Here is a 25,430-nt window from a genome sequence, read left to right as displayed (position 1 = left end):
ATGGAGGGGACAACAGAGTTAGAGCCGTTATATACGATAAAAATCACCTGTCCACAGTGTGATGAAGAATTCAAAACAAGTCGTGTTCGTCCAAGTATGAAAAGAGCTTCCAGACGTGACTCTGACTTTTGTGCTTATTATCAGCATGAAAATCCTGATTTTTATGTTGTACGGATGTGCCCGCATTGTGGATTTGCATCTACTGAAAATTCACAAGCCACATTAACAGATCGTCAGCGTGAACTGTATATGGAGCAGATCGGCAGTCGATTGATCAAGCGTGATATGGGTGGACATCGTACTAGAGAGCAAGCGTTAGAATCTTACAAATTCGCATTAATGTGTGCACAAGCCATCGGGGATCGAGAACGCATTATAGCAAGCTTTCTTCAACATATTGCCTGGATTCATCGCTATGGTGGCGAAACAGAGCAAGAACTTCGCTTTTTACGCTATTGTCTGGATTCTTATATTAAAGTGTATCAGATTGAAAGTGTTAGTGGTGGGGATGCCAAGTTATTATATCTGATCGGTGAATTACATCGCCGACTTGGTGAATTTAACGAAGCGGTTAAATGGTTTTCGCGTGTTATTCATGATAAACGGATTACAGACTCAGCGATGATTCGAGCTTCGCGTGAACAATGGGCTCTATTGCGAGAACAAATGTTATCCAAAAACATGGATTTGCCAGAGGAAATGAAAGAATCATAAATCACAAATAGCGGGCACTCTAATGATCTTTAGAGTTGTCCGCTATTATTACAATATCTATACATATACATTTGAATCTTAGTGACGAAGGACAGTATCTGCTAACAAATAATCTGAATCGGTATCTAACAAAGTGATTCGATTACTGCAACAAGGAAACACCAGTAATTTTTTTTTGCCTTCATGGATCGAAATTAACTCTTTCGGTTTGAGTGGTAAAATTATATTTTCTGCCTGACAAAATGGACATTCATGAACATAAATATCATTCATAATAATGTCGTAAGGCCAGGTCTGATTAAAAGGAATCATAATTATTCGTTGCCGCCTTTTTCGTCTTCTTTTGCCAGTTCAGCAATTTTTTGAAGCAGGATATGCTTGGGCATATGCATCAGTTGTTCTAAAGGTACATTCAGCTTTTCCGCCAATTTGACTGCGGTATCTGCTGAGATCTGTAGTGGTTGCATAAAGCTTCCCTCCTATCTTGGAATATGATGATTTAGAGTATACTATACTTATACCCACTTGACGATGGTACAGTAAATCAAGCATTATATTTGTTATGATTTATACATAGATTTGAAATTGTAGCCAATAATCGGCATACTTGTAGCTACAAGCAAAATAATCAATCATTCCAACATATGTCTATTCACAGGCAGATACAGAAAGGTGTGCTATGATGAACCATCCTATTCAACCTACATGGAATTTAGAAACGATTTTTGCTGGAGGTTCCAGTTCAGAACAATTACAGACTTTTTTACAAACATTATCTCAAGATATTCAAGCATTATATCAACAATTAGAGTCGATGACAGCACCTCAAAATGTTACAGAGACTGAACAATATGATGGATTGTTAGATCAACTACAAGCTACGCGTATTCGTCTACGTGAAGCCTCTTCTTTTGTCGGTTGTCTGACAGCTCAAGATCAAACAGATAAAGAAGCAAATCGTCTAGGATCATCAATCTCTACGATGTCCGCTAATCTGCAAGGCGTATTTGTACGTTTCCATAGCTTACTAGCTGCAACAGCAGATGATGTCTTCCAGCAATGGGTCAGTCGTCCTGAGATTGCACCGATTTCTTTTTATCTGACAGAGAATCGTTCACTAGCACGTGAAAAAATGGCTCCAGAACTGGAAGGATTGGCGTTAGATCTTGGTGTGGATGGTTATCATGGTTGGAGTAAATTATATGATACGATTGTAAGCCATATCCAGATTCCGTTTGAACAAGATGGCAAAACAGTGATGTTATCCGCAGGTCAGGCAGCTAATAAAATGAATGATACCAATCGTGAAGTACGCGAAGAGATGTTTCGCAAATGGGAAGAAGCATGGGGCAATGCCGAAGATTATTGCGCCGATACGCTTAATCATCTTGCCGGCTTCCGCTTGAAATTATATGAACGTCGTGGTTGGGAACAAGTGTTAAAAGAACCGCTAGCGATTAACCGGATGTCTGACCAAACGTTATCGGCAATGTGGAATGTAATTGTGCAAAATAAACCGGTGTTTGTCGATTATCTAAAACGCAAAGCGCAAATTCTAGGTGTTGATCAATTAAGCTGGAATGATGTAGATGCACCAATCAGTACGGTAGATAGTCATGTCGATTATGATGATGCTGCCAAAATTATTGTTGATCAATTCCGCAAATTCAATCCTGAAATGGCTGATTTTGCAGAACATGCTTTTAATCAACGCTGGATCGAAGCTGAAGATCGTGCTGGCAAGCGTCCAGGCGGGTTCTGCACGTCTTTACCATTAAGTAAAGAAACACGTATCTTTATGACTTACAGTGGCACAGCATCCAATGTGTCGACGTTAGCGCATGAGCTAGGACATGGATATCATCAACATGTGATGAACGATCTGCCTGCATTTAGCCAGGGGTATGCGATGAATGTTGCCGAGACAGCTTCTACATTTGCTGAAATGATCGTAGCTGATTCTCTAGTAAAACAAGCTCAAAATGAAGAGGAAAAAGTGTCTTTGTTAGAAGATAAAATTCAACGTAGTATCGCATTTTTTATGAATATTCATTCACGTTTCTTATTTGAGACACGTTTTTACGAGCAACGTCGTAGTGGTACAGTAAGTACAGATGAACTTAATCGCTTGATGGAAGAAGCACAACGTGAAGCCTATTGTGATACATTGTCTTCATATCATCCACATTTCTGGGCATCGAAGCTTCATTTTTATATTACAGGGGTACCTTTCTACAATTATCCGTATACATTTGGATATATGTTCAGTACAGGGATCTATGCACTAGCTCAGCAAGAAGGAGCAAGCTTTGCTGCGAAATATGATGCACTATTGCAAGATACAGGACGTATGAGCGTAGAAGAGTTAGCACAAAAACATTTAGGTGTAGATCTAACTCAACCGGACTTCTGGCAAAATGCGATGAATGTAAGTATTGCTGATGTCGAGTTATTTATGAATATGACTGCTGAACAAGTCAACAAGTAATCTGCTAGACTAGCATAGATAATCAATAATAAGCATAAAATAAATAAAAAAAGATATTCACGTTGTGTTCTTGATCGAAAAGAATGCAGTGAATATCTTTTTTTATTTAAATCATATCAACCTAGTAAAATCCAATTATTCCGTTAAATAGTGAATAAAATCGTAGGTAAATATAGGAATAATAATCGATTTTTGTCGAATAGTAGTAAAAAGTACCTAATTGTTAAAAATAGTATTGATCAGACTTTAAATTGGCACTATAATGAGTCAGAAGTCCTACATTAACAAGTGTTTTAGAGAGAGGAAGGGGAAAAAATGCCTAAGAACGATCTAGTTTCTCTAGCGAGACAACTCGACATCGTGTTCAAGGAGCTTGAAAATGAATTGACCAATTTGGATTCGGGTACTGTATTTATTCAGATCCGTAACAACACCGTTGGTAAATTCGGTATTAAACACAACCCGATCGCAGGAAGAAATGGGGAGTGGAACGGGCCAGAAGAAGGGTTAAGCAGTATTCAGATCAAATCGTTTCGACAAATGGCAATTGAATCGCTAAAATTCAAAAATCATTGGACGCATGGGGAAATCAGTTACGAATTTGCTATTCGTAAAGGAATGATTGCGGTCGATACTACGATTGAATCTAACTACAATATGGCTAACCACATGATTCGCTATCCAAGAGCTACATACAGCGAAGTACAATCAGAGTTGTCCTAATATCGACGAAGCAAGCTTACAGCAAGATATTCCGAGCTTTATTTAGATCATCATGTTTACTGCACTCATACCTTATATATGTTATAGAACTCTACAGAAGTACGACGTGAATCTGCACGTCACTATATATTCGATGAATCTTTATAAGAAGGAATAGCAATATAATAGCAACACGAAAAAAGATGACTCCGATAAGAGTCACCTAGGCGTGTAGATACTTATCTAGCGATAAGTAATCTGCACGTTTTTTCGTTATGCTCGTTATAATAAAGAATTGTAAAATCATTTATCTCATCACAGTAGCTTACTTTTATTTCAGTTGAGTGTACTTTTCAATCACATCAATCTGGAGACTAAATTCAACAGGCTGTTCAGGAGCAACATCAATTAAGCCTGTGAAGTCTTGCGAATGTGTAGAATTGGCTGCATCTGGCAATGTGGTATAAGGCTCAATACATAGATACTGATCACTTTCGCCTTTGGTATACAGTACCCAATATTTGAAATAATCAGGATCAGCAGAATAACGAATACCATAACCATCATCACGAGTTAATTCTGCACTGACCGGTCGCTTATCACCGATTCGAAGTAAATTATCCCAGTTCCGATTTGCCATATTCATACCTGTATTTAATTCTTCCCATTCATCCAAAGGTGCTACTTCGCCCGTAGGAATCTGTTCGGCATCTTGCAACAACTGGTCGCTAACTGGAATCTTTAATGTCCAACGCTGTGGTTCACCATCTAATAAGAACCACGTATGTAGACCGAATCCAAATGGAGCAGATGTATCACCCAAATTGGTTATTTTCATACGTTGCATGAGTGAAGTACCTTGTAATTGTAATGTCATCTCTAAACGAAGTGGAATCGGGTATTGACGCATCCAGTTCGGATCGTCTGCTGTTAATAATTCAGTTGTAATGGTGCAACCTTCATCATTCTCATCAATATCGGATACACGCCATGCTTGGGTACGGTGCAATCCATGAATATGATTGTCGTTGGCTGTATTTTGATCAAATTGATACGTTGTTCCACTATATTCGAAATGTCCACGACGGATTCGTCCAGGTGGCATCAGCATAGGCATGCCAAAGTGATACGGTTTTTGCAAATAAAAATCAAGATCACTTTCTTCCGGGCGGCGCAAAATCTCACGATTTTCTTGCAAGTCGCGAATGCCGATTACATTGTTACCGAGTCTTGGCAGCAATGTAACTTCTAACTGCTGACTTTTCAAAATATACGTGTCATAACCGTTCCATGTTCCTTTGGTTACTTTCATGGCGCTGCTCCCTCTTTCTGCATCGAAATATACATCCATGATAACAGATTTTGAGCGAAATTGGGATTTGACAATGTCACATTTGCCAATTATGATGAGATCTAAGAATACGATGACAGAGAGTAGTACGCAAAAAGAGCTTCTTCAGAAAGCTGATGGATGATGCGAATCAGCGGAGAACTTTTGCCGAATGGACTCTGGAGTGCTGTGCTGAACCGGACATCTGAGATAACATGAGGATGGGTCTGTAGTAGGTAGGTCGGTGGTTCGCCGTTATCTGAACACATTCAAGATTAAAATAATGCTTATAGAGTATATCCATATACGACTATATTATTTTGATGAATAAGGGTGGCACCACGGTCACACGTCCCTTGCAGGATGTGGGCTTTTTTTGTTTTCTAAAATAAGGAGGAACAATACATGAAAACGGTATTATCAGGTATTCAACCAAGTGGTTTGTTAACTATTGGTAACTATATCGGTGCAATGAAAAACTTTGTCGCACTACAAGAAGACTATAATAGTTACTTTATGGTAGTAGATCTGCACGCGATTACAGTCGCTCAAGAACCAGCAGCATTACGCGAAGCTTCAGAATCAGTAGCAGCATTATACTTAGCAGCAGGGCTTGATCCGGTAAAAGCAAATATTTTCTTACAATCACATGTTCCTCAACACGCAGAACTGGGATGGATTATGACCACACTTGCAGCGATGGGCGAGTTGGAACGGATGACTCAGTTCAAAGATAAATCCGAAGGTAAAGATTCGGTAGGTGCAGGATTATTTGTATACCCAGCATTAATGGCAGCAGATATTTTGTTATACAATGCCGATCTGGTTCCTGTAGGTGACGATCAGAAACAACATTTGGAATTAACACGCGATCTAGCAGGACGATTTAATCATCGTTTTGGAGACTATTTTACAGTGCCAGAACCGTTTATTCCAAAAGTAGGCGCACGTATTATGTCACTGGATGATGGTACGAAAAAAATGAGTAAAAGTAATCCAAATGTAGGTAGCTTTATCGCATTACTTGATCCACCTGATGTGATTCGCAAAAAGTTAAGTCGCGCTACTACAGATTCAGGACGAGAAGTGATGTATGATCCGCAGAACAAGCCGGAGATCAGTAATTTGATGAGTATTTATTCTCAATTTTCAGGACTTAGTTTGGATGAAATAACAGCTAAATATGAAGGACAAATGTACGGTGGATTTAAAAAAGAATTAGCAGAGGTGGTCGTTGCAGGTCTAGAACCATTGCAACAACGTTATCGCGATATTCGTGAATCTGGAGAAGTTCATCAAGTTCTCCGCCAGGGTGCTGAAAATGCACAAGCCGTAGCGGAGAAAACATTGATAGCTGTAAAAGAACGGATGGGCTTTTTACCTGCTCAACGTTAATTTACAATAAAGATAGCTATATGCTAGACAGTAGGTGTTCCTGCTTGACGTTGACGTTTGGCTTTGGTTACAAATCCCCAACCGATATTACCGATAGCCACGACACCTAGCAATATGGCTAACCATGCAGAATAAGAGATAGCGATTGCACAAAACATTAACAACACAATAGAAGAGACGGCAAACCACAGCGAAAGACCTTTACTCATGATGGATAGCCTCCTGAATGATATGGTCCGATCATGCGGACACATGCTTGAATAATAACTACTTTCTATTGTGCCTGAGCAGACTATAAGGGTCAAGTCTCATTCTGAAATGAAATTCAATATATTTGAATAGACAGATAAAGTAATACTTGTAAAAGCCTGTACTTTCGGTAGAAATATCGATGTGCAGGCTTTTTTAAATTCTAATTGATTATTATTCTCAATTGTGTTGAAATAAGAAAGTGTTACCGCCTGAATAGAGATGATGGACAGGTATAGGAGGTTTTTACAGATACAACTATGAATAGAATAAAAAGTATACAAGTGAGTGGCTTGTTTCTAGTTGCACTGATTATTTTGGTGCTATCGATATTTATGGCTGTTTCTTATGGAGCCAAATCATTACCGATCGCGACTGTCTGGGATGCTGTATTTCATTACGATTCTACGGTGACGGCACATCAAATTGTATATGATATTCGATTACCACGTGTGTTGGGGGCTGTTTTTACAGGTATGGCATTTGCTGTTGCCGGTGCTTTGATGCAAGGGGTAACCCGTAATCCTATGGCAGACACAGGGATACTTGGTGTGAATGCTGGAGCGGCTTTTGTCGTAGCATTATGTTTTGCCTTTTTACCTCAATTAGCTTATTCGTATCTGATGTTGTTATCGTTTGTAGGCGCAGCACTCACTACCTTACTCATTGTAGTGTTAGCATCATTTACTCCAGGTGGTCTAAATTCTTTGAAATTAACGGTTGCCGGGGCTGTGATTGCAGCGATGTTGCATTCATTAAGTACAGGGATTGCACTTTATTTTGGCTTGAGTCAAGATCTGGCTTTCTGGTATGCAGGTGGTGTATCAGGTGTGACATGGGAACATCTTCATCTATTGATTCCTATTGTGGTCGTGATTATCATCTGGATTATTACTATGGGACGTTCGATCAGTTTCCTAGCTTTAGGTGATGAGACGGCTGTGAATCTAGGCATTCGTACAAAATCGGTAAAAGTATTGGCAATGATAGCAGCGGTAATATTAGCTGGTGCTTCTGTAGCAGTTGCAGGTTCAATCAGTTTTGTAGGATTGGTCATTCCTCATATTACTAGACGCTGGATCGGTGTTGATTACCGGGTAGTGATTCCGTTCTCCGCATTGTTAGGCGCTATTTTATTAGTATGGGCTGACTTTGCTTCACGAATGGTTAGTCCACCGCAAGAGTTTGCGATTGGTGCTATGGTCGCGCTAGTTGGGGTGCCATTCTTTCTTTATTTAGCACGTAAAGAAGGAAGGGGATTATAACGATGGATATTCAACAGTTGCAGGATCGCAAACAACGTCGGGCACTCTGGATGATGATCGTTATGGTCGTTGTAGCTATGATGATCGTATTGATTAGTCTTAATACAGGCTCGATCCGATTATCGCCACTACGTGTGATGTGGACATGGTTAGGGCAAGGTTCTAAGATTGAAAATCTTATTATGTTTCAGTATCGCCTACCTCGCATAGTAATTACTATTTTAGCAGGAATGGGTCTGGGGGTTGCCGGAGCTGTTCTACAAGGGGTATCTCGTAATTCACTTGCTGATCCGGGTATATTAGGAATTAATGCTGGAGCAGGATTTGGATTGATCATTTTTGTTTCCTTTTTTCGAACGATGGAAGGTTCTATCGCCTTGCTGATTCCTTTATTTACCTTTGGCGGCGGTGTATTGATTGCTTGTATCATCTTTATGTTATCGTATGACAGACAGCGGGGATTGCTTCCTATTCGCTTGATTCTTGTAGGAATCGCTGTAGCAGCAGGGATCAGTGCAATTACTTTGTTGCTGTCTTTGAAATTAGATCCAGATACATATGCTTTTGCAGCAACATGGTTAGCTGGAAGTGTATGGGGGCGAGATTGGATTCATGTATGGTCTTTACTTCCATGGATCATCATTCTGGTTCCCTGGGTATATCTACTTTCTAGAACGCTAGATATGTTTGTACTGGGAGATGAGATTACGACAAGTCTAGGTAATTCCACTACGAAAAGCCGATTGGTGTTGCTATTATTAGCTGTCGGATTAGCTTGTGCTAGTGTGTCTATGGTGGGTTCGATTGGATTTATCGGCTTAATTGCTCCGCATATTGCAAGACAATTAGTAGGCGCTCGCCATCAATATATGATACCTGTAGCCGCGATGATCGGAATGATTATTATGCTAAGTGCTGATACGATCGGACGCTCCATTTTCCAACCGAATTTTGTACCGGCAGGCGTAGTTGTAGCATTAATTGGTGGACCTTATTTTATTTACATTTTATTTAAGAAAACAGTCTAATGAAAAAAATGATTTTAACCATTAATGACTGAATACACATCTTGGAGGAAATACCGTATGAATATCAAAAATAGTTTAGTAACCAGTGTCTTTATAGCCATTATGATCTTGTTATCAGCGTGTGCACAACCAGCGGCTTCCACCACGTCTTCATCTGCTTCTGAATCTTCTTCCAGTATGGTCAAAGAAGAAAATGGGGTTATCGTACATGATGCCAAAGCCAAAATTGCTTCTATGTCGATCCATATTACAAATAATTTGCTGGCATTGGGTATCCAACCGGCTGGTTCTGTTATCGGTGGCGATGTTAAAGACTTTTTACCACATGTAGCAGATCGTCTCAAAGGAACAACCAAATTAGGAGTTGTGACTGATCCTGATATGGAAGCATTGCTTGCTCTGCAACCAGATGTTATCTATATCGATAAAGAATATTCCGGTAAAGATATTGCCAAATTTGAGCAAATTGCACCTACGATTGTGATCGATATGGATCAAGGAACATGGCAAGATCAGCTTAAAGAAATATCAACACATGTAGGGCTTGAAAAAGAAGCCGATACATTTATTGCACAATACGATATCAAAGCAGCGCAAGTCAGCACATTGATTCATACCAAATTAGGAGCAGACGCTAAAGTGATGGCGATTCGAATGACACCTAAAGAATTACGTGTGATGAGTACAACGCGTCCGCTAGGGCCGATTATGTTTGAAGATTTGAAGCTGAAGATGGCAAATGGATTAGATCAACTTTCAAAAGACGAGCCATATGAAGTCATTTCCAAAGAAGTGTTGCCTGATTTTGATGCAGATGCGATCTTCGTTATTATTAGCAAAGGAAATGATGCACAAACGAATTTTGACGAATTGGAAAAAAATCCGTTATGGCTAAACCTTAAAGCTGTTAAAAATAAACACGTATATGTATTGGATGGACAAAAGTGGCTTGATTATTCTTCTTTAGGACAACAAATGGCTTTGGAAGATGCAGAGCAATTATTTAGCAAATAAATCGAAGTTATAAACAATAAATAAAGAACCTCTAATCAGAGTCTAGTCATATTCAGCATTACTGCTGTATATCTAGATAGATTAGAGGTTCTTTTGCATTGGTATCATTTAGTTATAGAAGTTAGCCTACATGTAGACCTAAGCGATCATTCATTTTGTCAGGGCTTAACCAACCTACATAAGAATCAATCGCATTGTAATTGTGATCCATCACCACTACACCTACGAAAGGATATTGACGACGATGGCGATAACGAACATCTGCCCAACGAACAATATAACCGGTAGATGTCTCTTCTACTTCTGAGACCGTGTACGATGAAAAATAAAGCAATGCACGAATATCGCGATGTTTGCGAGAAGCTTCAATCGCCGGGTGATCCATAGATTCAATATAGTCTGCCCAGATTAACCGATCTGGACTGTACCATCCCATTCGATAACTACCATCTTTTTTAGCATGAACCACATGCCAGCGACGCAGTGAGATCGTTGGAATCAATACATAATGTCCATCAGGTTCAGGAGAACGACCATTTTCGATATCCAGTTCTTCTACTTTTTTCGTCAGAACAAAATGAGTTACAGTACGCCATACATAATAGAGTGCAATCACTACATAAAGGGTAATAAATAATGGAGCAGGTGCGACTAGACCTGTAATCCACAATAATAAAGCAAGAATATGAGTACTGAAGATAAACGGATCAAAAATGTTAATAATATTCCATGATATCCACTTATCGCTAAACGGTCTGACCGCTTGTGTCCCATACGTATTAAATAGATCGGTAAACACATGCACCATCACAGCAATAGCTGTCCATAACAGCACATGCCATATGCCGGCTGGATGAATCAACATCGATGTACCTACACCAATCAACAATATCCATAACGCCATAAAAGGAAGAGAGTGTGACATTCCTCTGTGATTGCGTATATAGGTTGCATTATCTTTAAATCTCAAAATCGTATCAAAATCCGGTGCTTGTGAACCTACAATCGTAGCTACCATTACAGCAATAGCCAATCTTGGATCAGAAGCGACCACAGGATCCACATAAGCAAGTCCAGCAAGTCCAAATCCCATAGCAAAATGGGTGGCAGTATCCATTACAATTTCTCTCCTTTAGCGCTTGGCAGTAAAAGCGCGACATCTTCTGATGTAATAAAAAAGCTCTATACTTTATTGATATCGGCAACATTAGCAAATGGATTATAGCTATTTTACATGATATACGTAATAATTGCCTGTTCAGATTATGATAAACCAATTGCAAAAAGATGAATCTTTTAACCATGACACAGTCTGTCAATAAATTGTCATAAACGGCGATATGACAACGATGAATCCAAAAGACTTTTTATAATAGGTATGATAAAGTGAATAGTACCTATGGTGTATTCGGCAGGGCATGTGACCCTATTTTAAAGAAAGATTGTATGGTTTGCAAAAATGATGTTAAAGGTACTACAAGATATTGCGCTTATAGAGTTAAGCGCTAGGGAGGAACTTATCAGCGTGGATAAACAAATCAGTTATCAGACTTCTTCGGATTCCACAACATCCTCTACCGAACCTTCGCCTTCAGATCAACCGGTGACTTGGAGAGATTTTGTGACGCTTGCCAAGCCAGGGATTTTGAGATCGAATCTGATTGCGACCTTCGGTGGATTTTGGCTCGCTTCTGGTTGGAATGTAGATTACATCCATTTGTTATGGACATTGCTAGGTACGATGTTGGTGATGGCCTCTTCATGTGTGTTTAACAATTATTTTGATCGTGAGCTGGATACCAAAATGATACGCACACAAGATCGTGTATTAGCAACACGTCGTATCTCACCTTATATTGTACTCTGGTATGCCATCATATTAGGTATACTCGGATTGACGGTACTGACATTATTTTCAGGTCTGCTTGCAGCGGCATTTGGTGTGCTTGGGATGTTTGTTTATGTGATCATCTATACACTGTGGTTAAAACGCTCATCTACATGGAGTACATCACTTGGCGGGATATCAGGAGCGATGCCACCGGTTATTGGATATGTAGCAGTTACCAATCATGTGGATCTAGGCGCGTGGTTATTATTTGCTATGCTATTCCTATGGCAACCACCACACTTCTGGGCACTCGGCATTCGTCGAGTAGAAGAATATCGAGCAGCAGGTTACCCTCTTTTGCCAGTCGTTAAAGGAATCCAACGCACAAAGTATCAAATGCTTCCGTATATTGCTTTGTTAATTCCTATTCCTATTTTGATGTATATGTACAACTATACAGGTATTATTTTTATGATCGTATCGCTGGTGTTGTCTGTATTGTGGTTCGGGATGGCAGTAGCCGGATTTAGAAAACAAGACAATGACAAGTGGGCGAAAACGGCGTTTATTTTTTCGATTAACTATCTGACGATTAGTTTTATTATGATGATTATCGATACCGTTCATAAAGGATAAGCTTCTAACTATACAATGACAAAAAAAGAACACCACAGGAGAGACAACTCTATGTGGTGTTCTTTTAATATATGATTGGGTAAATAATATACTCTTCCAAGCCTGCTTTTTCTAATTGAGCGACAAGATATTCATCAGGGGTGCCTTCAACACCAGCATAACCACGTCTTGTGTACATATGAATAGCATCGGGAAACGTATCGCGCAATACACCACGAATTTTTTTGCCAGCAGGATCATTGTCCATAAATAAATACACTTCATCATGTCCGATTTGTTTGCGTAGCTTTTCTAATTTCAAAGCATTGAGTGTTCCAAATGTACATTCTATGTGTACTTCTTCCTTTAATAAGCGGCGTAAGCGACTGCGATCATTTTTGCCTTCCACAATAATATGCATCGTATCATATCCTTCCAATTATTGTAATATATCAAAAGATAGCTTACGAAATAAAGCGATCTAGAGCGTTTGCTGACATATCATCTATACATCTTGTATAATGAACAAAGGTTATAGAGTAGGGTATGTATTATTACACAAATGCATTCATCATGAAAAATGAAAGTTGGAGGTTGAAGCTATGGATTGGCAAGTGTGGAGCGAGTTTTTCAAACAAAATTGGCTAATCATTCTGGTTGCCTTAATTATACTATTTCTAGTGATTAATCTGGTCAAAACGGTAATCAAATGGTTGATCGTGATTATTATTGCTGTTGCTTTGTTCATATATAGTGGGATTTCTATGGATCAAATTAAAGATACAGTATCCGGTGTAACCGAGCAGACCCTTTCAGCCTTACAGCAAGAAGCAACAGAAGTGATGAAAAAAGAAGCTGCTGATGCCAAATTTGAAAAAAATCAAGATGGTACGTATACGATTCGCACCACCAATCTTGAAGTATTAGGAACGCCAGGCAAAAACACAGTAAGTGTTACTTTCCGCGGGGTGTCTTTGGGTGAATGGGATGTGAAGGGAACGATGAAATCTTTCATAGAAGAAGCCAAATCGAACGCTGGCACATCAGGTAACCCTTCTTAAATAGCATGATCAAAATGTAGGGGGACCTGTATGACGATGAATGAATTGTCCACGTTTTTCGATAGCAGTCCAGTATCGGTTTTAATATATGTCATTATAGTATTCTCTATTATTCAAGGAATACGTCATGGTGCAGTACGTTCAGCAGGGCGATTGATCTCATGGGCTGGACGTACATTGTTAACCGTGTTAGCACTTGTATTAGCTGCTCCTTTTGCGTTGTGGGCTTCTCCTTATGTGCAGTCCTGGGCGCAAAGCGTATCTTCTGTGACACCGGAAGGTCAATTGGAATGGTGGCGTGAAATGTATTACTCAGCGATTTATTTAATCTCTGAATTTTCGTTGTTACGTTTTATTGTGTTATTTGTTTTGAGTTATGTAGTAGCCAGTATCGCTTTTTCATTGCTAACCGTCTTGCTTTTACCGGAAAAATGGAGCCGCGGCTCTATGGGGGGAGAACCTAAGCGTTCTTCATGGCTGAATCGTTTAGCAGGTGGAGGTATAGGACTGCTTAACGGAGCAGTTCGATCTATTATGGTTATTTTGATTTTATTTATCGTGGTCAGTCTTTATCCAAGTACAACTGTAACTTCATATGTAGAAGGTTCTGCGTTGTATCGGCAAAGTGTATCCACTGTGATTAAGCCGTTAACCGGTTCTTTTGTAGCTGATACATTACCTGTGTTCACCAGTGCAGTGGAGAAAGAGTTAACCGGTATTTTTCAACGCAAATATGATGTCGTTGATCGTAGCATTCCGTCTGATATTGAAGATGCGGCAGCAGCGATTGTAGCCAAAGGAACAAGCACAGAAAGCAAAGCTCGTTTGTTATATGAATGGGTAGGCTCACGGGTGACTTATGATTATAGTAAAGTCGAAAATTATGAGCAACGTGGAATCTGGCATGAACAAAATCCTGAAGAAACATTTGCTACTCGCAAAGGGGTATGTATTGATTATGCTCGGTTGTATGCTGTAATGGCACGTTCTCAAGGAATTGATGTAAGAGTGGTTACAGGTCTTGGTTATAATGGACAAGGTGGTTATGGTCCTCATGCGTGGAATCAAGTGTATTTACCGGATTCAGCACAATGGGTTCCTCTTGATCCAACATGGGCTTCCGCAGGCGATTGGTTTAATCCGCCCAAATTCGCAGAGACTCATATTGAGCAAAGTGTGTTGTAAAAGAGCGAAAATATTCAACAGCAGGTTGTCTGTGGTATGATAAAAAAAGTTCAAATGTCGCCTCGTTTTATAGTTGATGTACAGAATGACAGGCATCATGTAGTGCCGTAAGAGAAAGGGAAATGTTACAACATGAATAAATCGGGTATGGACGATCCGTCAAAGCGCGAGTTGAAAAACCAACGTCAGTTTTCGATTCGGCTGAATGTGTTTTTCTTTGCGACTTTTATCATTTTTAGTGTCTTAATTGTTCGTCTGGCGGTATTGCAGTTCGTAGAAGGTCCAACGTTGAAAGAAAAAGAAGCAAGTATTTCGAGTAAAAGTACGCCTATTCCACCGATCCGTGGCAATATTATGGATGCATCCGGTGAAAAAATTGCTTATTCTACGTCGTCCCAGTCTTTATATTTTACTTTGGAAAAAAACTATTCTTTAGCAAAAAATAAAGACGAATTATATGGCATTGTGAGTAAGCTCAAAAAGGTATTCAATCAATACGGTAATAAAGATGAAACGATGACCGCAGATCAGATCATCGAAGCGATGGATATTACGTATCGCAAAAACTTCGGTTATACGCCGCGCCGGATCAAAAAAGATTTGACTAATGAAGAGATCGCTTATTTCCTTGAACATAAAGATCAATTCCCGGGAATTGAGATTGTAGAGGAAAGTGTTCGACATTATGATACCGATCGTGTCGCTGTGCAGACCGTCGGTTACTTGTCTTCTTTTGCCGGTGTTCGTAATACGATGGATCATTATAAAAACAAAGCGAGATTAGAAGATCCTCAAGAAAAATATCTCGATACCGAATTTGTCGGTGTAGATGGTATAGAATATGCGTATCAAGATGATCTACGTGGTAAAAATGGTCTCAAAACAACGCCTGTGAATGCGATGAATATTGCAAGTGGTCGTACTGAACTGACTGCCCCTGAAAAAGGCAATAACGTATGGATGACCATTGATAAAAATGTACAAAAAACAACGCAACAAGCGATTACCGATCAATTGTCGTTCCTTCACTCTTATCGCAGTGGTTCCTCTTACGCGCCTAATGCCCAAACAGGATATGCAGTAGCGATGGAAGTGGATACCGGAAATATTGTCGCTATGGCAAGTATGCCTGATTATGATTCCAATGTATGGGAAAGTATGACGGACGACAAATATAAAGATATTCAGCATTACTATGCTAACGGAGCGATTCGTGAAGTGTATCGCGAAGGACATGCTTCTTCAATGGTGTTAATGGGTTCGGTTATTAAGCCGTTAAGTGTTCTGGTAGGATTGAAAGAAGGATTGTTCACACCTTATAGTGGTTATCAAGATATTGGATTTGCTCAGTTTGGTAAAGCAGGATACGAATCCAAAGTACGTAACTCTAGCAATCACGTCTACGGTTATTTGACTCCTTCTACTGCCATCGAACATTCATCGAATGCATTTATGGTCGATATGGTGGGTAAAAAGCTGTATACCAAATACGGTGGCGAATCTATTAATGTATGGGATAAATATATGAAAGAATTTGGTCTGGGCGTATCTACGAAAAGTGGACTTCCTTATGAAAGTGATGGCTCAGGCGAATATATGAATCTTAAAGCTGCTGGTAGTGCGCAAGCAGCAATGGCATATGCTTCATTTGGACAACAAGGGAAGTATACTACACTGCAATTAGCGCAATATGTAGCAACACTAGCGAACAAAGGCACACGTCTTAAACCTCAATTGGTGAGCAAAATTACCGATTCAGAAGGTAATATTGTACAGAAAACAAAAGCACAAGTGGTTAACCAAATCGATTTCCCGGATTCTTACTGGTCGACAATTAAGTCTGGAATGAAGAGTAAAGTATCTGGATTTGATGGTTTCCCTTATGATTATGCTCGTAAAACAGGTACATCGCAGCAATCAGTATATGGTCATTTAGTGGATAACGGTGTATTTATCGCTTATGCTCCACGAGATAATCCGAAGCTGGCAGTTGCTGTTGTAATTCCTGAAGGTGGATTTGGTGCACAAAGTGCGGCTCCAGTAGCTCGCAAAATCTTTGATGCCTATGATCAAGAATACGGATTAGATGGTATTCCGAAAAAAGTATCAGAGGCCAAAACAACCGATCAAGCAACAGATAGTAGTAATAATTAAATAGTAAATTAGCGTAATTGATCTAAATTGTAGAGTAGCGGGTTCCTTCTAAAGAGGAACTCGCTTTTTTGTTATCTTTTTGTAGTCTACATCTCGTTAACATATGTTAAAATGAAGAAAGAACAACATTATATGGAACAAAATACATAGGAGGTTCAACAACCCGAATGAAAAAGTGGAATGATCAATCATCAGAGGACCTCGAAGTCAGTCATCGTAAGCAATTTTCGGTGCGTTTGAATATATTCTTTTTCTCTGTATTTGTTATTTTTAGTGTGCTTATCGTACGTTTGGCTATTTTACAATTCGTAGAAGGCCCTACGTTGAAAGAAAAAGAAGCTTATGTTGCAAACGATATCACCCCAATTGTACCTACGCGGGGTAATATTTACGATGCGACAGGAACCAAAGTTGCTTATTCTCTTTCGATGCAATCGTTATATTTTACACTGAGCAAAGATTATCGTTTGGATAAAAACAAGCCAGAATTGTACCAAATTATCGGTGATCTCAAGCGTGTATTTAATAAATACGGTGATCCTGATCGCAAAATGACAGCCGCAGAAATCGAAAAAGAGATGGATATTAAATATATTAAAAACTATGGCTTCACTCCACGCCGAATTAAAAAAGATTTGAGCAATAGTGAGATCGCTTATTTTCTGGAACACAAAGATCAATTCCAAGGGATAGAAGTAAGGGAAGAAAGTGTACGTGAGTATAGTAAAGATCAGTTAGCCGTACAGACAGTAGGTTATCTTAAAGCATTTTATGGTGTAAAAACTTCAATGAATAAATATAAAAATCGTGCTCGATTAACAGATGAAGAATCTCGTTATATAGATACTGAATTAGTAGGTGTAGATGGTCTTGAGTATACGTATCAAGATGAACTTCGCGGAACCAATGGTGTGAAAAAAACACCAATCAATGCACTCAATCGTGTAAATGGACGTGCTACTTTAACACCACCAGTTAAAGGTAATAATCTATGGATGACCATTGATAAAAACCTACAATTAGTTGCTCAGCAGGCGATCACAGATCAACTTGCGTATTTACATTCATATAGTAGTGGGAATGCGTATGCACCTAATGCCCAAACAGGATATGCAGTAGCAATGGAAGTGGAAACAGGGAATGTTGTCGCTATAGCGAGTATGCCAGATTATGATTCAAATATCTGGGGAAATGCCCCTAGCCAAGACCAGATCAATGAAATTCTATCTCGCTCTGCCAACGGGACAATTCGAGAAGTATACCGTGGCAAAGGAGCTTCATCGATGGTCTTGATGGGTTCTGTTATCAAACCGTTAAGTGTATTAATTGGAATGGAAGAAGGACTATTTACACCTTATGCTGGTTACTCAGATCGTGGATATGCAGAGTTTGGTAAAGCAGGTCATGAGACTCGTGTACGTAATGCATTAGGAGAGGTTCTTAATTATTTAACACCTACCACTGCTATCCAAAAATCTTCTAATGCTTTTATGGTCGATATGGTTGGTAAGCGTATGTACAACAAACATGGTGCGAAATCAGTCAACGTTTGGGACAAATATATGAAAGAATTTGGACTAGGTGTGACTACTGGAAGCGGACTTCCTTACGAAAATGAAGGTCGTGGAGAGTATATGAATATTGAAGCTGCTGGTAGTACACAAGCAGCGATGGCCTATGCTTCTTTTGGACAGCAAGGACGTTATACTACACTTCAATTAGCGCAATATGCTACAACACTTGCGAATCGTGGTAAACGTCTCAAACCTCAATTTGTAAGTAAAATTACAGATGCTGAAGGTAATGTAGTGAAAAAAATTCAACCAGAAGTATTAAATACCGTAAACTTCCCGGATGAATACTGGAATACCGTTATTCAAGGAATGCGAAGTAAAGTTCCTGTATTTGAAAATTATCGTTATGATGTGGCTCGTAAAACAGGTACATCTCAGCAATCGATTTATGGCAAATTAGTCGATAACGGAGTATTTATTGCTTTTGCTCCTCGTAACAATCCGAAGTTGGCGATTGCGGTTATGATTCCAGAAGGTGGATTTGGTTCTCGAAGTGCAGCTCCAGTCGCTAAAAAAATCTTCGATGCGTATGATCAATACTATGGATTAGATGGAGTACCTAAAGGTAAAGCCGTTACAGAAGAAACGACAACAGAATAAACAGATTAATACATTTACAAAAGGTGGATATCTATGAATTTTAATAAAAGTCCTGCTCATGAAAATGAGCAGGACAAAAATCGGAAACAGTTTGCGATTCGGCTTAATATCTTTTTCTTTATAACGTTTATTGTATTTTCAATTATTGTCGTCAGATTAGCTATTATTCAATTTGTAGAAGGCCCTGAATTACGTAAAGTTGCTGAAGGAGATATTGTGAAAGAAGTTCCTCTTTTACCAACACGCGGAACCATTTATGATTCAAGTATGCAACCTATTGCGTACTCGGAACCAACACAATCTTTATATTTAACATTAGACAAAGATTATAATCGATCAGATCGTACACAAGAAGCGAAGCAGTTAGCTAGAAAGCTACAAAAAATATTTGATCAATATGGTGATCCTAACACCAAAGCATTAACAACAGTTGATATTTTTAAAGCTATGGATACTACATATGCCAAAGCAAATGGATATACTCCAAGACGTATCAAAACAGGATTATCCAATAAAGAAATTGCTTATTTTCTAGAACGTAGAAATGAATTTAAAGGGATCGAAATTGTAGAAGAAAACATTAGGCACTATGATACAGATACAGTGGCTGTCCAGACTGTAGGGTATTTGCGACCATTTGTCTCCTCAATGAGTAGAAATAAATACAAAAATATTCAGCGTAATTCAAGTGAAGATCCTGCCATGAAATATTCGGCTATCGAAAATGTAGGTTTTGACGGATTGGAACTGTTATATCAAGATGAACTCAGAGGAAAAAGTGGTTATCGTAGAGTGCCAATCAATCCCAAAAATATGGCTTCTGGACCGACAGAGCTGATTCCACCTGTTAAAGGGTCTGATCTGGTATTAACAATCAATAAAGAGATACAAGTAGCTACTGAAAAAGCGATTACAGAGCATACAGCCAAAATACGTTATTCAGGCACACGCGGAGTTAGTGCTCCTAATGCTGTAACAGGATATGCAGTAGCCATGGAAATAGATACAGGTAAAGTGGTTACTATGGCAAGTATGCCTGATTATGATAGTAATATTTGGAGTAAAGATACACGTACTGAAAGTGAATGGAAAAATATAGAGCCTTACTATATGAATGGCGCTATTCGATCTGTCAATCGTCCAGGTGGTGGCGATCATCCTTCTTCGGTTGTTTTACTAGGGTCGACGATGAAGCCTTTATCTGTGTTAATTGGCTTAAATGAAAAATTGTTCACACTTGGAGATCGTTATAATGATCATGGTATTACCACATTAGGAAAAGAAGGATATGGCACTAAAGTACGTAATGCAAGTAGTCGAGCTTATGGAACATTAAGTCCGATTGGTGCTATATCTCATTCATCCAATACATTTATGGTGGATATGGTTGGTAAACGACTATATCAGAAATATGAAGGTAAACCAGGTGTAGAAGTATGGGATAAATATATGGAGCAATTTGGATTAGGTGTATCTACTGAAAGTGGACTTGCCGCAGAATATATAGGATACAAAGAATATATACATGAGATGGAATCTGGTAGTGCTCAATCTGCGCTAGCCTATGCTTCTTTTGGACAGCAAGGGAAATATACTACTTTACAGTTAGCTCAATATACAGCGATGTTAGCGAATCGTGGAGAACGGTTGAAACCACAATTTGTGAATGAGATTCGAAATGCAGATGGGAAAGTAACAAAAAAATTCAAAAAAGAAGTGCTTAACAAAGTAGATTTGCCTTCTCAGTATTGGGATGCGGTTCAATCAGGAATGCAAAGTGAAGTGGATGCGTTCAAAGGATTTCCTTATGATTATCGTCGCAAAACAGGAACTTCGCAACAACGGATGGCTACAGGTAAAACGATTGAAAATGCGGTTTTTATCGCTTATGCACCTGCACAAAATCCGAAGTTAGCAGTGGCAGTTGTTGTTCCTGAAGGTGGTTATGGTGCTCAGGGAGCAGCTCCTATTGCACGTCAGATTTTTGAAGCATATGATCAACAATATGGATTAGACGGTATTCCTAAAAAGAAACCGATTGTAGAAGCAAGTGGAGAAATAGATTCGCCAATTCGTTAAATAATAGATCTTTATGATGAATCCAGCAAGGGGCAAAATAGCCTCTTGCTTTTTTTTGCGCTCTACTTTAAAATTTGCACAAAGGAAACATTATTTCCTTATATAAAAATATAGTCATATAAGAAAAATAATTGCTTCAATGTAAGATTTAGCGTTTAGATTATTGGTAGATAGTTATGGAGTATTTTGAAATGATAGGAGGATCATATATGTCAGTTCATCGTTCCAAATCATCATGGGCGCAAGCGTATTTAATTCATAAGCGCCATCGCAAATCAGGATTATCCTCTCCGTTATATCAACGCATTGTATACGGAATAAGTATCGCTGTAATTGTATTGATTCTCAGTGGATGTACCACGATTCAGGGAGCTGTTGATGATTCACCTTCTTTTGAAGAAGGAGGAAAATTACGAATTACAGCAACAACAGGAATGATTGCTGATGCGGCTCGTGAAGTAGGTGGAGAACATGTGACTGTAACAGGATTAATGGGTCCTGGTGTCGATCCTCATATGTACAAAGCTTCGCAAGGGGATATTCGTAAATTAGATGATGCTAATCTGGTGTTGTATAACGGATTGCATTTAGAAGGTAGCATGACCAAGATTATGGAGAAAATGAGTAAATCTCGTCATGTGGTTGCTGTAGCTGAAAATATCGATCCTACACAGCTACGATACAGTGAAGATGGAGCAACCGAGTATGATCCACATATCTGGTTCGATGTAAGCCTATGGATGAATGTCACACAGACGATAGAAGCCGCACTGATTGAAGCTGATCCTGCACATGAAGCGGATTACCGTCAGAATGCTACTCAATATTTAGCAGCATTGAATACTTTGCATCAAGAAGTACAGACCAAAATAGCCAGTATTCCAGAGTCTGGTCGAGTATTGATTACTGCTCATGATGCTTTTGGATATTACGGAGATGCTTACAATATCGAAGTAAAAGGATTACAAGGCATTAGTACAGCCGCAGAATACGGCTCTAAAGACGTAAGCGATCTACGTAATGAATTGGTAGAACGTGGGATCAAAGCGGTATTTGTAGAGTCTAGTGTACCTTCTAGATCGATGGAAGCTATTATTGCAGGTGCTAGATCGATGGGGCATACCGTCCAAATTGGAGGAGAGTTATTCTCTGATGCGATGGGCGAGGCAGGTACAGAAGAAGGAACTTATATCGGAATGGTACGCCACAATACAGATACGATTGTAGAAGCACTCAAATAATATAAATAATTAACACATTCAAACACTTTATTACACAAGGAGGTCTATGTATGACAAGTTCTGCTTTTACCAGTATTCGTGTAACAGACAATGATTCTCAATCGTTACCTCTTCAGGTTTCAGGGCTTACAGTAGCTTATCATAAAAAGCCGGTTGTAGAGGACGTATCATTTTCGTTAGCACCGGGACGGCTTATTGGTCTGATTGGTCCCAATGGAGCCGGCAAATCCACATTACTAAAAGCATCATTAGGATTAGTTCCTTCAATCGCAGGTGATGTCAAAGTATATGGCAAAACATATCAACAAAACCGTAAAAAAATCGGCTATGTGCCACAACGCGAATCGGTAGATTGGGACTTTCCTACAAATGCTTTGGATGTTGTATTGATGGGCACATATGGACGATTAGGCTGGTTCCGTCGCCCTGGCAAAACTGAACGCGAAACAGCAATGGAATGTCTGCGCAAAGTAGGAATGGCAGATTATGCACAACGACAGATTAGCCAATTGTCTGGTGGACAACAACAACGTATTTTTTTAGCTAGAGCTTTAGCGCAACAAGCTCAATTGTATTTGATGGACGAGCCGTTTGCCGGAGTCGATGCTACAACAGAGAAAGCGATTATTTCATTGCTAGAACAACTCAAAGCAGAAGGTAAAACAGTTCTTGTTGTCCACCATGATCTATCGACAGTAGAATCCTATTTTGATGATGTATTGTTACTGAATCGTACTTTGATTGGTGCAGGTGCAGTAAAAGATATATTTAATGCTGACATGCTACAGCAGACATACGGTGGCAAAATGGCAGTGTTACAAGGTAAAGAAGGCATTGTGCTTGCAGGTAAGTAACTGCATATTCAATCAAGTGCTGAATAAAGAATAGCTGACTTTACCAATATGATGTAATTCATTTAAAAAATCAGATGGATAAAGAGAGTCTAACGATAAGCATCGGGGGTGAAGAGGACGTATGTTCAACACGATAGGAGCTTTGATACTTGATCCGAATGTACGCTGGATTATTGTAGGTTGTATGTTGTTAGGGTTAAGTAGTGGAGTGATTGGTTCCTTTATGGTTTTACGCAAACAAAGCTTGATCGGAGATGCGTTGGCTCATGCGGCATTGCCCGGTATTTGTATTGCTTTTATGTTAAGCGGTGTGAAATCGACAGGTGGATTTTTTATCGGTGCATTAGTTGCTGGTGTCATTGCTACATTCGGTATTCGCTGGATCACACAATATTCACGTATCAAGCAAGATGCAGCAATGGGCATTATTTTATCTTTCTTTTTCGGAGTAGGAGTATTGTTACTAACTCATATTCAACATAGCGGAGATGGAGGACAAAGCGGACTGGACAAGTACTTATTCGGACAAGCAGCATCGATGATGCAAAGTGATGTGTATGTTCTTGCAGGAATCAGTATATTGATGATTGTGATCTGCATTGCGTTATTTAGACTATTTAAATTGATCAGTTTCGATCCCGGATTTGCACGAGGAATGGGATTGCCGGTCGCTTTTTTAGAACAATTATTATTGCTTTTGACTGTTATTATTGTAGTCGCAGGGATTCAAGCAGTCGGTGTAGTTTTGATGTCTGCCTTATTAATTACACCTGCGATTGCTGCACGCTTTTGGACAGATCGTCTGCATATTATGGTCATACTATCAGGTATATTCGGAGCTCTTAGTGGTCTGATCGGAACACTGTGGAGTGGCATGGTATCTCAATTGCCTACAGGTCCGGTGACTGTACTTGCTGCTACTGTATTTTTTGCGATCTCGGCATTAGGTGCTCCAAGGCGTGGCTGGTTAGCCAAGCTCTGGTCACGTAAGCAGACCAAAGACCAATGGCATCGTCAAGGAGGAATCAGCCATGAGTAGTGATTTTTGGATCATATTAACAGCTTGTCTGATGTCAGCAGCGTGTGGACTGCTAGGTTGTTTTCTTATTTTGCGTAAAATGGCATTGATCGGTGATGCAATTAGTCATGCAGTATTGCCCGGCATTGCGATCGCTTTTCTACTCAGTGGAACAAGAGATTCGTTAGCGATGATGATCGGTGCGACTGCTCTTGGATTGCTTGCTGTATTTCTGATTCAATGGTTGCAAAATTCAGGCATACAATCCGATGCTTCGATAGGTATTATTTTTACAGCGCTATTTGCGATCGGTGTTATTATTATCAGTCTGAATGCTCGCAACATTGATCTGGATCTCGATTGTGTATTGTTCGGCGAAATTGCTTATGTGCAATGGGATACATGGACAGCCAACGGGATAGATATGGGGCCACGTTCAGTCTGGATGTTAGGGTCAGCGTTATTGATTATTTTATTGTTGCTTGCTTTATTCTATAAACAATTCAAAATTTCAGCATTTGATCCTGCGATGGCTGTGGCATGTGGGATTCCAGTGATGTTATTCCATTATTTATTAATGGGGATGGTATCGATGACTTCTGTGGCTTCTTTTGAAAGTGTAGGAGCGATACTGGTTGTCGGTATGTTGATTATTCCTGCTTCTACCGCTTACTTGCTTACAGATCGTCTGGGCAGAATGTTGATGTATAGCGTACTTACAGGAGTCGTTAGCTCTATTATTGGTTATTATACAGCATATGTGATGAATGCTTCGATTGCAGGAAGTATTGTTACGGTAGCAGGTATATTGTTCGGATTTGCGTTTGTATTTTCTCCTAAGCATGGCATATTGATTCGCCGTTTACGTCAACGACGTTCTAACGGAGCAGCTATCGCTGAATAAAAATTGCATAAGAACAATGTAGAACTATGCTTTCCAATAATTTTATGCATATAGAAAGTGAAGCAATATAATAGGTCTACACCTGAATGTAAACCATTTGCAAAACATCCTGTAATATTGCAGGGTGTT

The 25,430-nt window shown here is 39.4% G+C and carries 23 protein-coding genes and 1 other annotated feature; of the genes, 17 read left to right on the top strand and 6 right to left on the bottom strand.

The features are described from left to right. Positions 1 to 714, top strand: coding sequence for a DUF2225 domain-containing protein (locus PQ456_RS18140; protein WP_204826855.1), 714 nt, complete (start codon positions 1 to 3; stop codon positions 712 to 714). Positions 715 to 792: 78 nt separating this feature from the next. On the opposite strand, the gene PQ456_RS18135 is transcribed toward PQ456_RS18140, so the two are convergent. Beyond that, positions 793 to 1,026: a hypothetical protein gene (locus tag PQ456_RS18135; protein WP_273613534.1), complete on the bottom strand. Its 234-nt coding sequence runs from the start codon at positions 1,024 to 1,026 to the stop codon at positions 793 to 795. Positions 1,027 to 1,028: 2 nt separating this feature from the next. Continuing rightward, on the bottom strand, positions 1,029 to 1,181 hold the full coding sequence (locus tag PQ456_RS18130) for a YycC family protein (RefSeq protein ID WP_204826853.1): 153 nt from the start codon (positions 1,179 to 1,181) through the stop codon (positions 1,029 to 1,031). A 215-nt stretch (positions 1,182 to 1,396) separates the two neighbouring features. Here PQ456_RS18130 and PQ456_RS18125 point away from each other — a divergent pair, with 215 nt between their 5' ends. After that, the gene (locus PQ456_RS18125; RefSeq protein WP_273613533.1) at positions 1,397 to 3,202 is read left to right on the top strand and encodes a M3 family oligoendopeptidase; all 1,806 of its coding nucleotides are present in this window, start codon (positions 1,397 to 1,399) and stop codon (positions 3,200 to 3,202) included. Between the two features lie 315 nt (positions 3,203 to 3,517). Beyond that, positions 3,518 to 3,925, top strand: coding sequence for an O-methyltransferase (locus PQ456_RS18120; protein ID WP_204826851.1), 408 nt, complete (start codon positions 3,518 to 3,520; stop codon positions 3,923 to 3,925). A gap of 310 nt (positions 3,926 to 4,235) precedes the next feature. On the opposite strand, the gene PQ456_RS18115 is transcribed toward PQ456_RS18120, so the two are convergent. Next, positions 4,236 to 5,216 carry an aldose 1-epimerase gene (locus PQ456_RS18115; protein ID WP_273613532.1) on the bottom strand — a complete coding sequence of 327 codons (981 nt, stop codon included), beginning with the start codon at positions 5,214 to 5,216 and terminating at the stop codon, positions 4,236 to 4,238. Positions 5,217 to 5,319: 103 nt separating this feature from the next. After that, positions 5,320 to 5,594: a binding site (T-box leader), on the top strand. Between the two features lie 45 nt (positions 5,595 to 5,639). On the opposite strand from PQ456_RS18115, the gene trpS reads away from it, so the two are divergent. Next, the gene (gene trpS, locus PQ456_RS18110; protein WP_204826849.1) at positions 5,640 to 6,629 is read left to right on the top strand and encodes a tryptophan--tRNA ligase; all 990 of its coding nucleotides are present in this window, start codon (positions 5,640 to 5,642) and stop codon (positions 6,627 to 6,629) included. 23 nt (positions 6,630 to 6,652) lie between these two features. Here the strand turns inward: trpS and PQ456_RS18105 are convergent, their stop codons facing one another. Then, complete coding sequence (locus PQ456_RS18105) at positions 6,653 to 6,838, bottom strand: hypothetical protein (protein ID WP_204826848.1); 186 nt, start codon at positions 6,836 to 6,838, stop codon at positions 6,653 to 6,655. A gap of 300 nt (positions 6,839 to 7,138) precedes the next feature. On the opposite strand from PQ456_RS18105, the gene PQ456_RS18100 reads away from it, so the two are divergent. From PQ456_RS18100 to PQ456_RS18090, 3 genes are all read left to right on the top strand, one after another. Next, on the top strand, positions 7,139 to 8,143 hold the full coding sequence (locus PQ456_RS18100) for a FecCD family ABC transporter permease (RefSeq protein ID WP_273613531.1): 1,005 nt from the start codon (positions 7,139 to 7,141) through the stop codon (positions 8,141 to 8,143). A 2-nt stretch (positions 8,144 to 8,145) separates the two neighbouring features. After that, a complete protein-coding gene (locus tag PQ456_RS18095) occupies positions 8,146 to 9,171 on the top strand; it encodes a FecCD family ABC transporter permease (RefSeq protein WP_273613530.1) in 1,026 nt (341 codons plus the stop codon). Between the two features lie 63 nt (positions 9,172 to 9,234). Further along, a complete protein-coding gene (locus PQ456_RS18090; protein ID WP_420540673.1) occupies positions 9,235 to 10,185 on the top strand; it encodes an ABC transporter substrate-binding protein in 951 nt (316 codons plus the stop codon). A 121-nt stretch (positions 10,186 to 10,306) separates the two neighbouring features. On the opposite strand, the gene PQ456_RS18085 is transcribed toward PQ456_RS18090, so the two are convergent. Continuing rightward, entirely contained in the window at positions 10,307 to 11,302 is a 996-nt protein-coding gene (locus tag PQ456_RS18085; protein ID WP_273613528.1) for a metal-dependent hydrolase, read from the bottom strand. Positions 11,303 to 11,710: 408 nt separating this feature from the next. Here PQ456_RS18085 and cyoE point away from each other — a divergent pair, with 408 nt between their 5' ends. Next, a complete protein-coding gene (gene cyoE, locus PQ456_RS18080) occupies positions 11,711 to 12,652 on the top strand; it encodes a heme o synthase (protein WP_273613527.1) in 942 nt (313 codons plus the stop codon). A gap of 64 nt (positions 12,653 to 12,716) precedes the next feature. On the opposite strand, the gene PQ456_RS18075 is transcribed toward cyoE, so the two are convergent. After that, on the bottom strand, positions 12,717 to 13,052 hold the full coding sequence (locus tag PQ456_RS18075) for a toprim domain-containing protein (RefSeq protein ID WP_273613526.1): 336 nt from the start codon (positions 13,050 to 13,052) through the stop codon (positions 12,717 to 12,719). Positions 13,053 to 13,233: 181 nt separating this feature from the next. Here PQ456_RS18075 and PQ456_RS18070 point away from each other — a divergent pair, with 181 nt between their 5' ends. From PQ456_RS18070 to PQ456_RS18030, 9 genes are all read left to right on the top strand, one after another. Further along, the gene (locus PQ456_RS18070; RefSeq protein ID WP_273613525.1) at positions 13,234 to 13,692 is read left to right on the top strand and encodes an ATPase; all 459 of its coding nucleotides are present in this window, start codon (positions 13,234 to 13,236) and stop codon (positions 13,690 to 13,692) included. Positions 13,693 to 13,722: 30 nt separating this feature from the next. Then, positions 13,723 to 14,877: a transglutaminase domain-containing protein gene (locus tag PQ456_RS18065; RefSeq protein WP_273613524.1), complete on the top strand. Its 1,155-nt coding sequence runs from the start codon at positions 13,723 to 13,725 to the stop codon at positions 14,875 to 14,877. Positions 14,878 to 15,009: 132 nt separating this feature from the next. After that, positions 15,010 to 17,031, top strand: a complete 2,022-nt coding sequence (locus PQ456_RS18060; protein WP_273613523.1) for a peptidoglycan D,D-transpeptidase FtsI family protein — start codon at positions 15,010 to 15,012, stop codon at positions 17,029 to 17,031. Positions 17,032 to 17,198: 167 nt separating this feature from the next. Next, on the top strand, positions 17,199 to 19,205 hold the full coding sequence (locus tag PQ456_RS18055) for a peptidoglycan D,D-transpeptidase FtsI family protein (protein WP_273613522.1): 2,007 nt from the start codon (positions 17,199 to 17,201) through the stop codon (positions 19,203 to 19,205). A gap of 33 nt (positions 19,206 to 19,238) precedes the next feature. Next, positions 19,239 to 21,284 carry a peptidoglycan D,D-transpeptidase FtsI family protein gene (locus PQ456_RS18050; protein WP_273613521.1) on the top strand — a complete coding sequence of 682 codons (2,046 nt, stop codon included), beginning with the start codon at positions 19,239 to 19,241 and terminating at the stop codon, positions 21,282 to 21,284. Positions 21,285 to 21,493: 209 nt separating this feature from the next. Beyond that, complete coding sequence (locus PQ456_RS18045; RefSeq protein ID WP_273613520.1) at positions 21,494 to 22,525, top strand: metal ABC transporter solute-binding protein, Zn/Mn family; 1,032 nt, start codon at positions 21,494 to 21,496, stop codon at positions 22,523 to 22,525. Positions 22,526 to 22,575: 50 nt separating this feature from the next. Next, a complete protein-coding gene (locus PQ456_RS18040) occupies positions 22,576 to 23,379 on the top strand; it encodes a metal ABC transporter ATP-binding protein (protein WP_273613519.1) in 804 nt (267 codons plus the stop codon). A 121-nt stretch (positions 23,380 to 23,500) separates the two neighbouring features. After that, positions 23,501 to 24,418, top strand: coding sequence for a metal ABC transporter permease (locus PQ456_RS18035; protein ID WP_273613518.1), 918 nt, complete (start codon positions 23,501 to 23,503; stop codon positions 24,416 to 24,418). Next, a complete protein-coding gene (locus tag PQ456_RS18030) occupies positions 24,411 to 25,301 on the top strand; it encodes a metal ABC transporter permease (protein ID WP_273613517.1) in 891 nt (296 codons plus the stop codon). Before PQ456_RS18035 ends, PQ456_RS18030 begins: the two co-directional genes overlap by 8 nt. Positions 25,302 to 25,430: the final 129 nt, after the last annotated feature.

Origin of the sequence: Paenibacillus kyungheensis (assembly GCF_028606985.1) — a bacterium.
GTDB classification, from domain to species: Bacteria; Bacillota; Bacilli; order Paenibacillales; family Paenibacillaceae; genus Saccharibacillus; species Saccharibacillus kyungheensis.
The sequence above is the reverse complement of the archived record's forward strand: the minus strand, read 5'-3'. Positions and strand labels throughout refer to the sequence as shown.

What these genes read in the sequence shown, in the direction of transcription:
- PQ456_RS18075 (WP_273613526.1), bottom strand. Translation starts at nt 13,052, where the DNA reads ATGCATATTATTGTGGAAGGCAAAAATGATCGCAGTCGCTTACGCCGC.
- PQ456_RS18065 (WP_273613524.1), top strand. Translation starts at nt 13,723, where the DNA reads ATGACGATGAATGAATTGTCCACGTTTTTCGATAGCAGTCCAGTATCG.
- PQ456_RS18140 (WP_204826855.1), top strand. Translation starts at nt 1, where the DNA reads ATGGAGGGGACAACAGAGTTAGAGCCGTTATATACGATAAAAATCACC.
- trpS (WP_204826849.1), top strand. Translation starts at nt 5,640, where the DNA reads ATGAAAACGGTATTATCAGGTATTCAACCAAGTGGTTTGTTAACTATT.
- PQ456_RS18070 (WP_273613525.1), top strand. Translation starts at nt 13,234, where the DNA reads ATGGATTGGCAAGTGTGGAGCGAGTTTTTCAAACAAAATTGGCTAATC.
- PQ456_RS18035 (WP_273613518.1), top strand. Translation starts at nt 23,501, where the DNA reads ATGTTCAACACGATAGGAGCTTTGATACTTGATCCGAATGTACGCTGG.
- PQ456_RS18130 (WP_204826853.1), bottom strand. Translation starts at nt 1,181, where the DNA reads ATGCAACCACTACAGATCTCAGCAGATACCGCAGTCAAATTGGCGGAA.
- PQ456_RS18125 (WP_273613533.1), top strand. Translation starts at nt 1,397, where the DNA reads ATGAACCATCCTATTCAACCTACATGGAATTTAGAAACGATTTTTGCT.
- PQ456_RS18095 (WP_273613530.1), top strand. Translation starts at nt 8,146, where the DNA reads ATGGATATTCAACAGTTGCAGGATCGCAAACAACGTCGGGCACTCTGG.
- PQ456_RS18040 (WP_273613519.1), top strand. Translation starts at nt 22,576, where the DNA reads ATGACAAGTTCTGCTTTTACCAGTATTCGTGTAACAGACAATGATTCT.
- PQ456_RS18135 (WP_273613534.1), bottom strand. Translation starts at nt 1,026, where the DNA reads ATGATTCCTTTTAATCAGACCTGGCCTTACGACATTATTATGAATGAT.
- PQ456_RS18100 (WP_273613531.1), top strand. Translation starts at nt 7,139, where the DNA reads ATGAATAGAATAAAAAGTATACAAGTGAGTGGCTTGTTTCTAGTTGCA.
- PQ456_RS18085 (WP_273613528.1), bottom strand. Translation starts at nt 11,302, where the DNA reads ATGGATACTGCCACCCATTTTGCTATGGGATTTGGACTTGCTGGACTT.
- PQ456_RS18050 (WP_273613521.1), top strand. Translation starts at nt 19,239, where the DNA reads ATGAATTTTAATAAAAGTCCTGCTCATGAAAATGAGCAGGACAAAAAT.
- PQ456_RS18115 (WP_273613532.1), bottom strand. Translation starts at nt 5,216, where the DNA reads ATGAAAGTAACCAAAGGAACATGGAACGGTTATGACACGTATATTTTG.
- PQ456_RS18045 (WP_273613520.1), top strand. Translation starts at nt 21,494, where the DNA reads ATGTCAGTTCATCGTTCCAAATCATCATGGGCGCAAGCGTATTTAATT.
- PQ456_RS18105 (WP_204826848.1), bottom strand. Translation starts at nt 6,838, where the DNA reads ATGAGTAAAGGTCTTTCGCTGTGGTTTGCCGTCTCTTCTATTGTGTTG.
- PQ456_RS18120 (WP_204826851.1), top strand. Translation starts at nt 3,518, where the DNA reads ATGCCTAAGAACGATCTAGTTTCTCTAGCGAGACAACTCGACATCGTG.
- PQ456_RS18055 (WP_273613522.1), top strand. Translation starts at nt 17,199, where the DNA reads ATGAAAAAGTGGAATGATCAATCATCAGAGGACCTCGAAGTCAGTCAT.
- PQ456_RS18060 (WP_273613523.1), top strand. Translation starts at nt 15,010, where the DNA reads ATGAATAAATCGGGTATGGACGATCCGTCAAAGCGCGAGTTGAAAAAC.
- PQ456_RS18030 (WP_273613517.1), top strand. Translation starts at nt 24,411, where the DNA reads ATGAGTAGTGATTTTTGGATCATATTAACAGCTTGTCTGATGTCAGCA.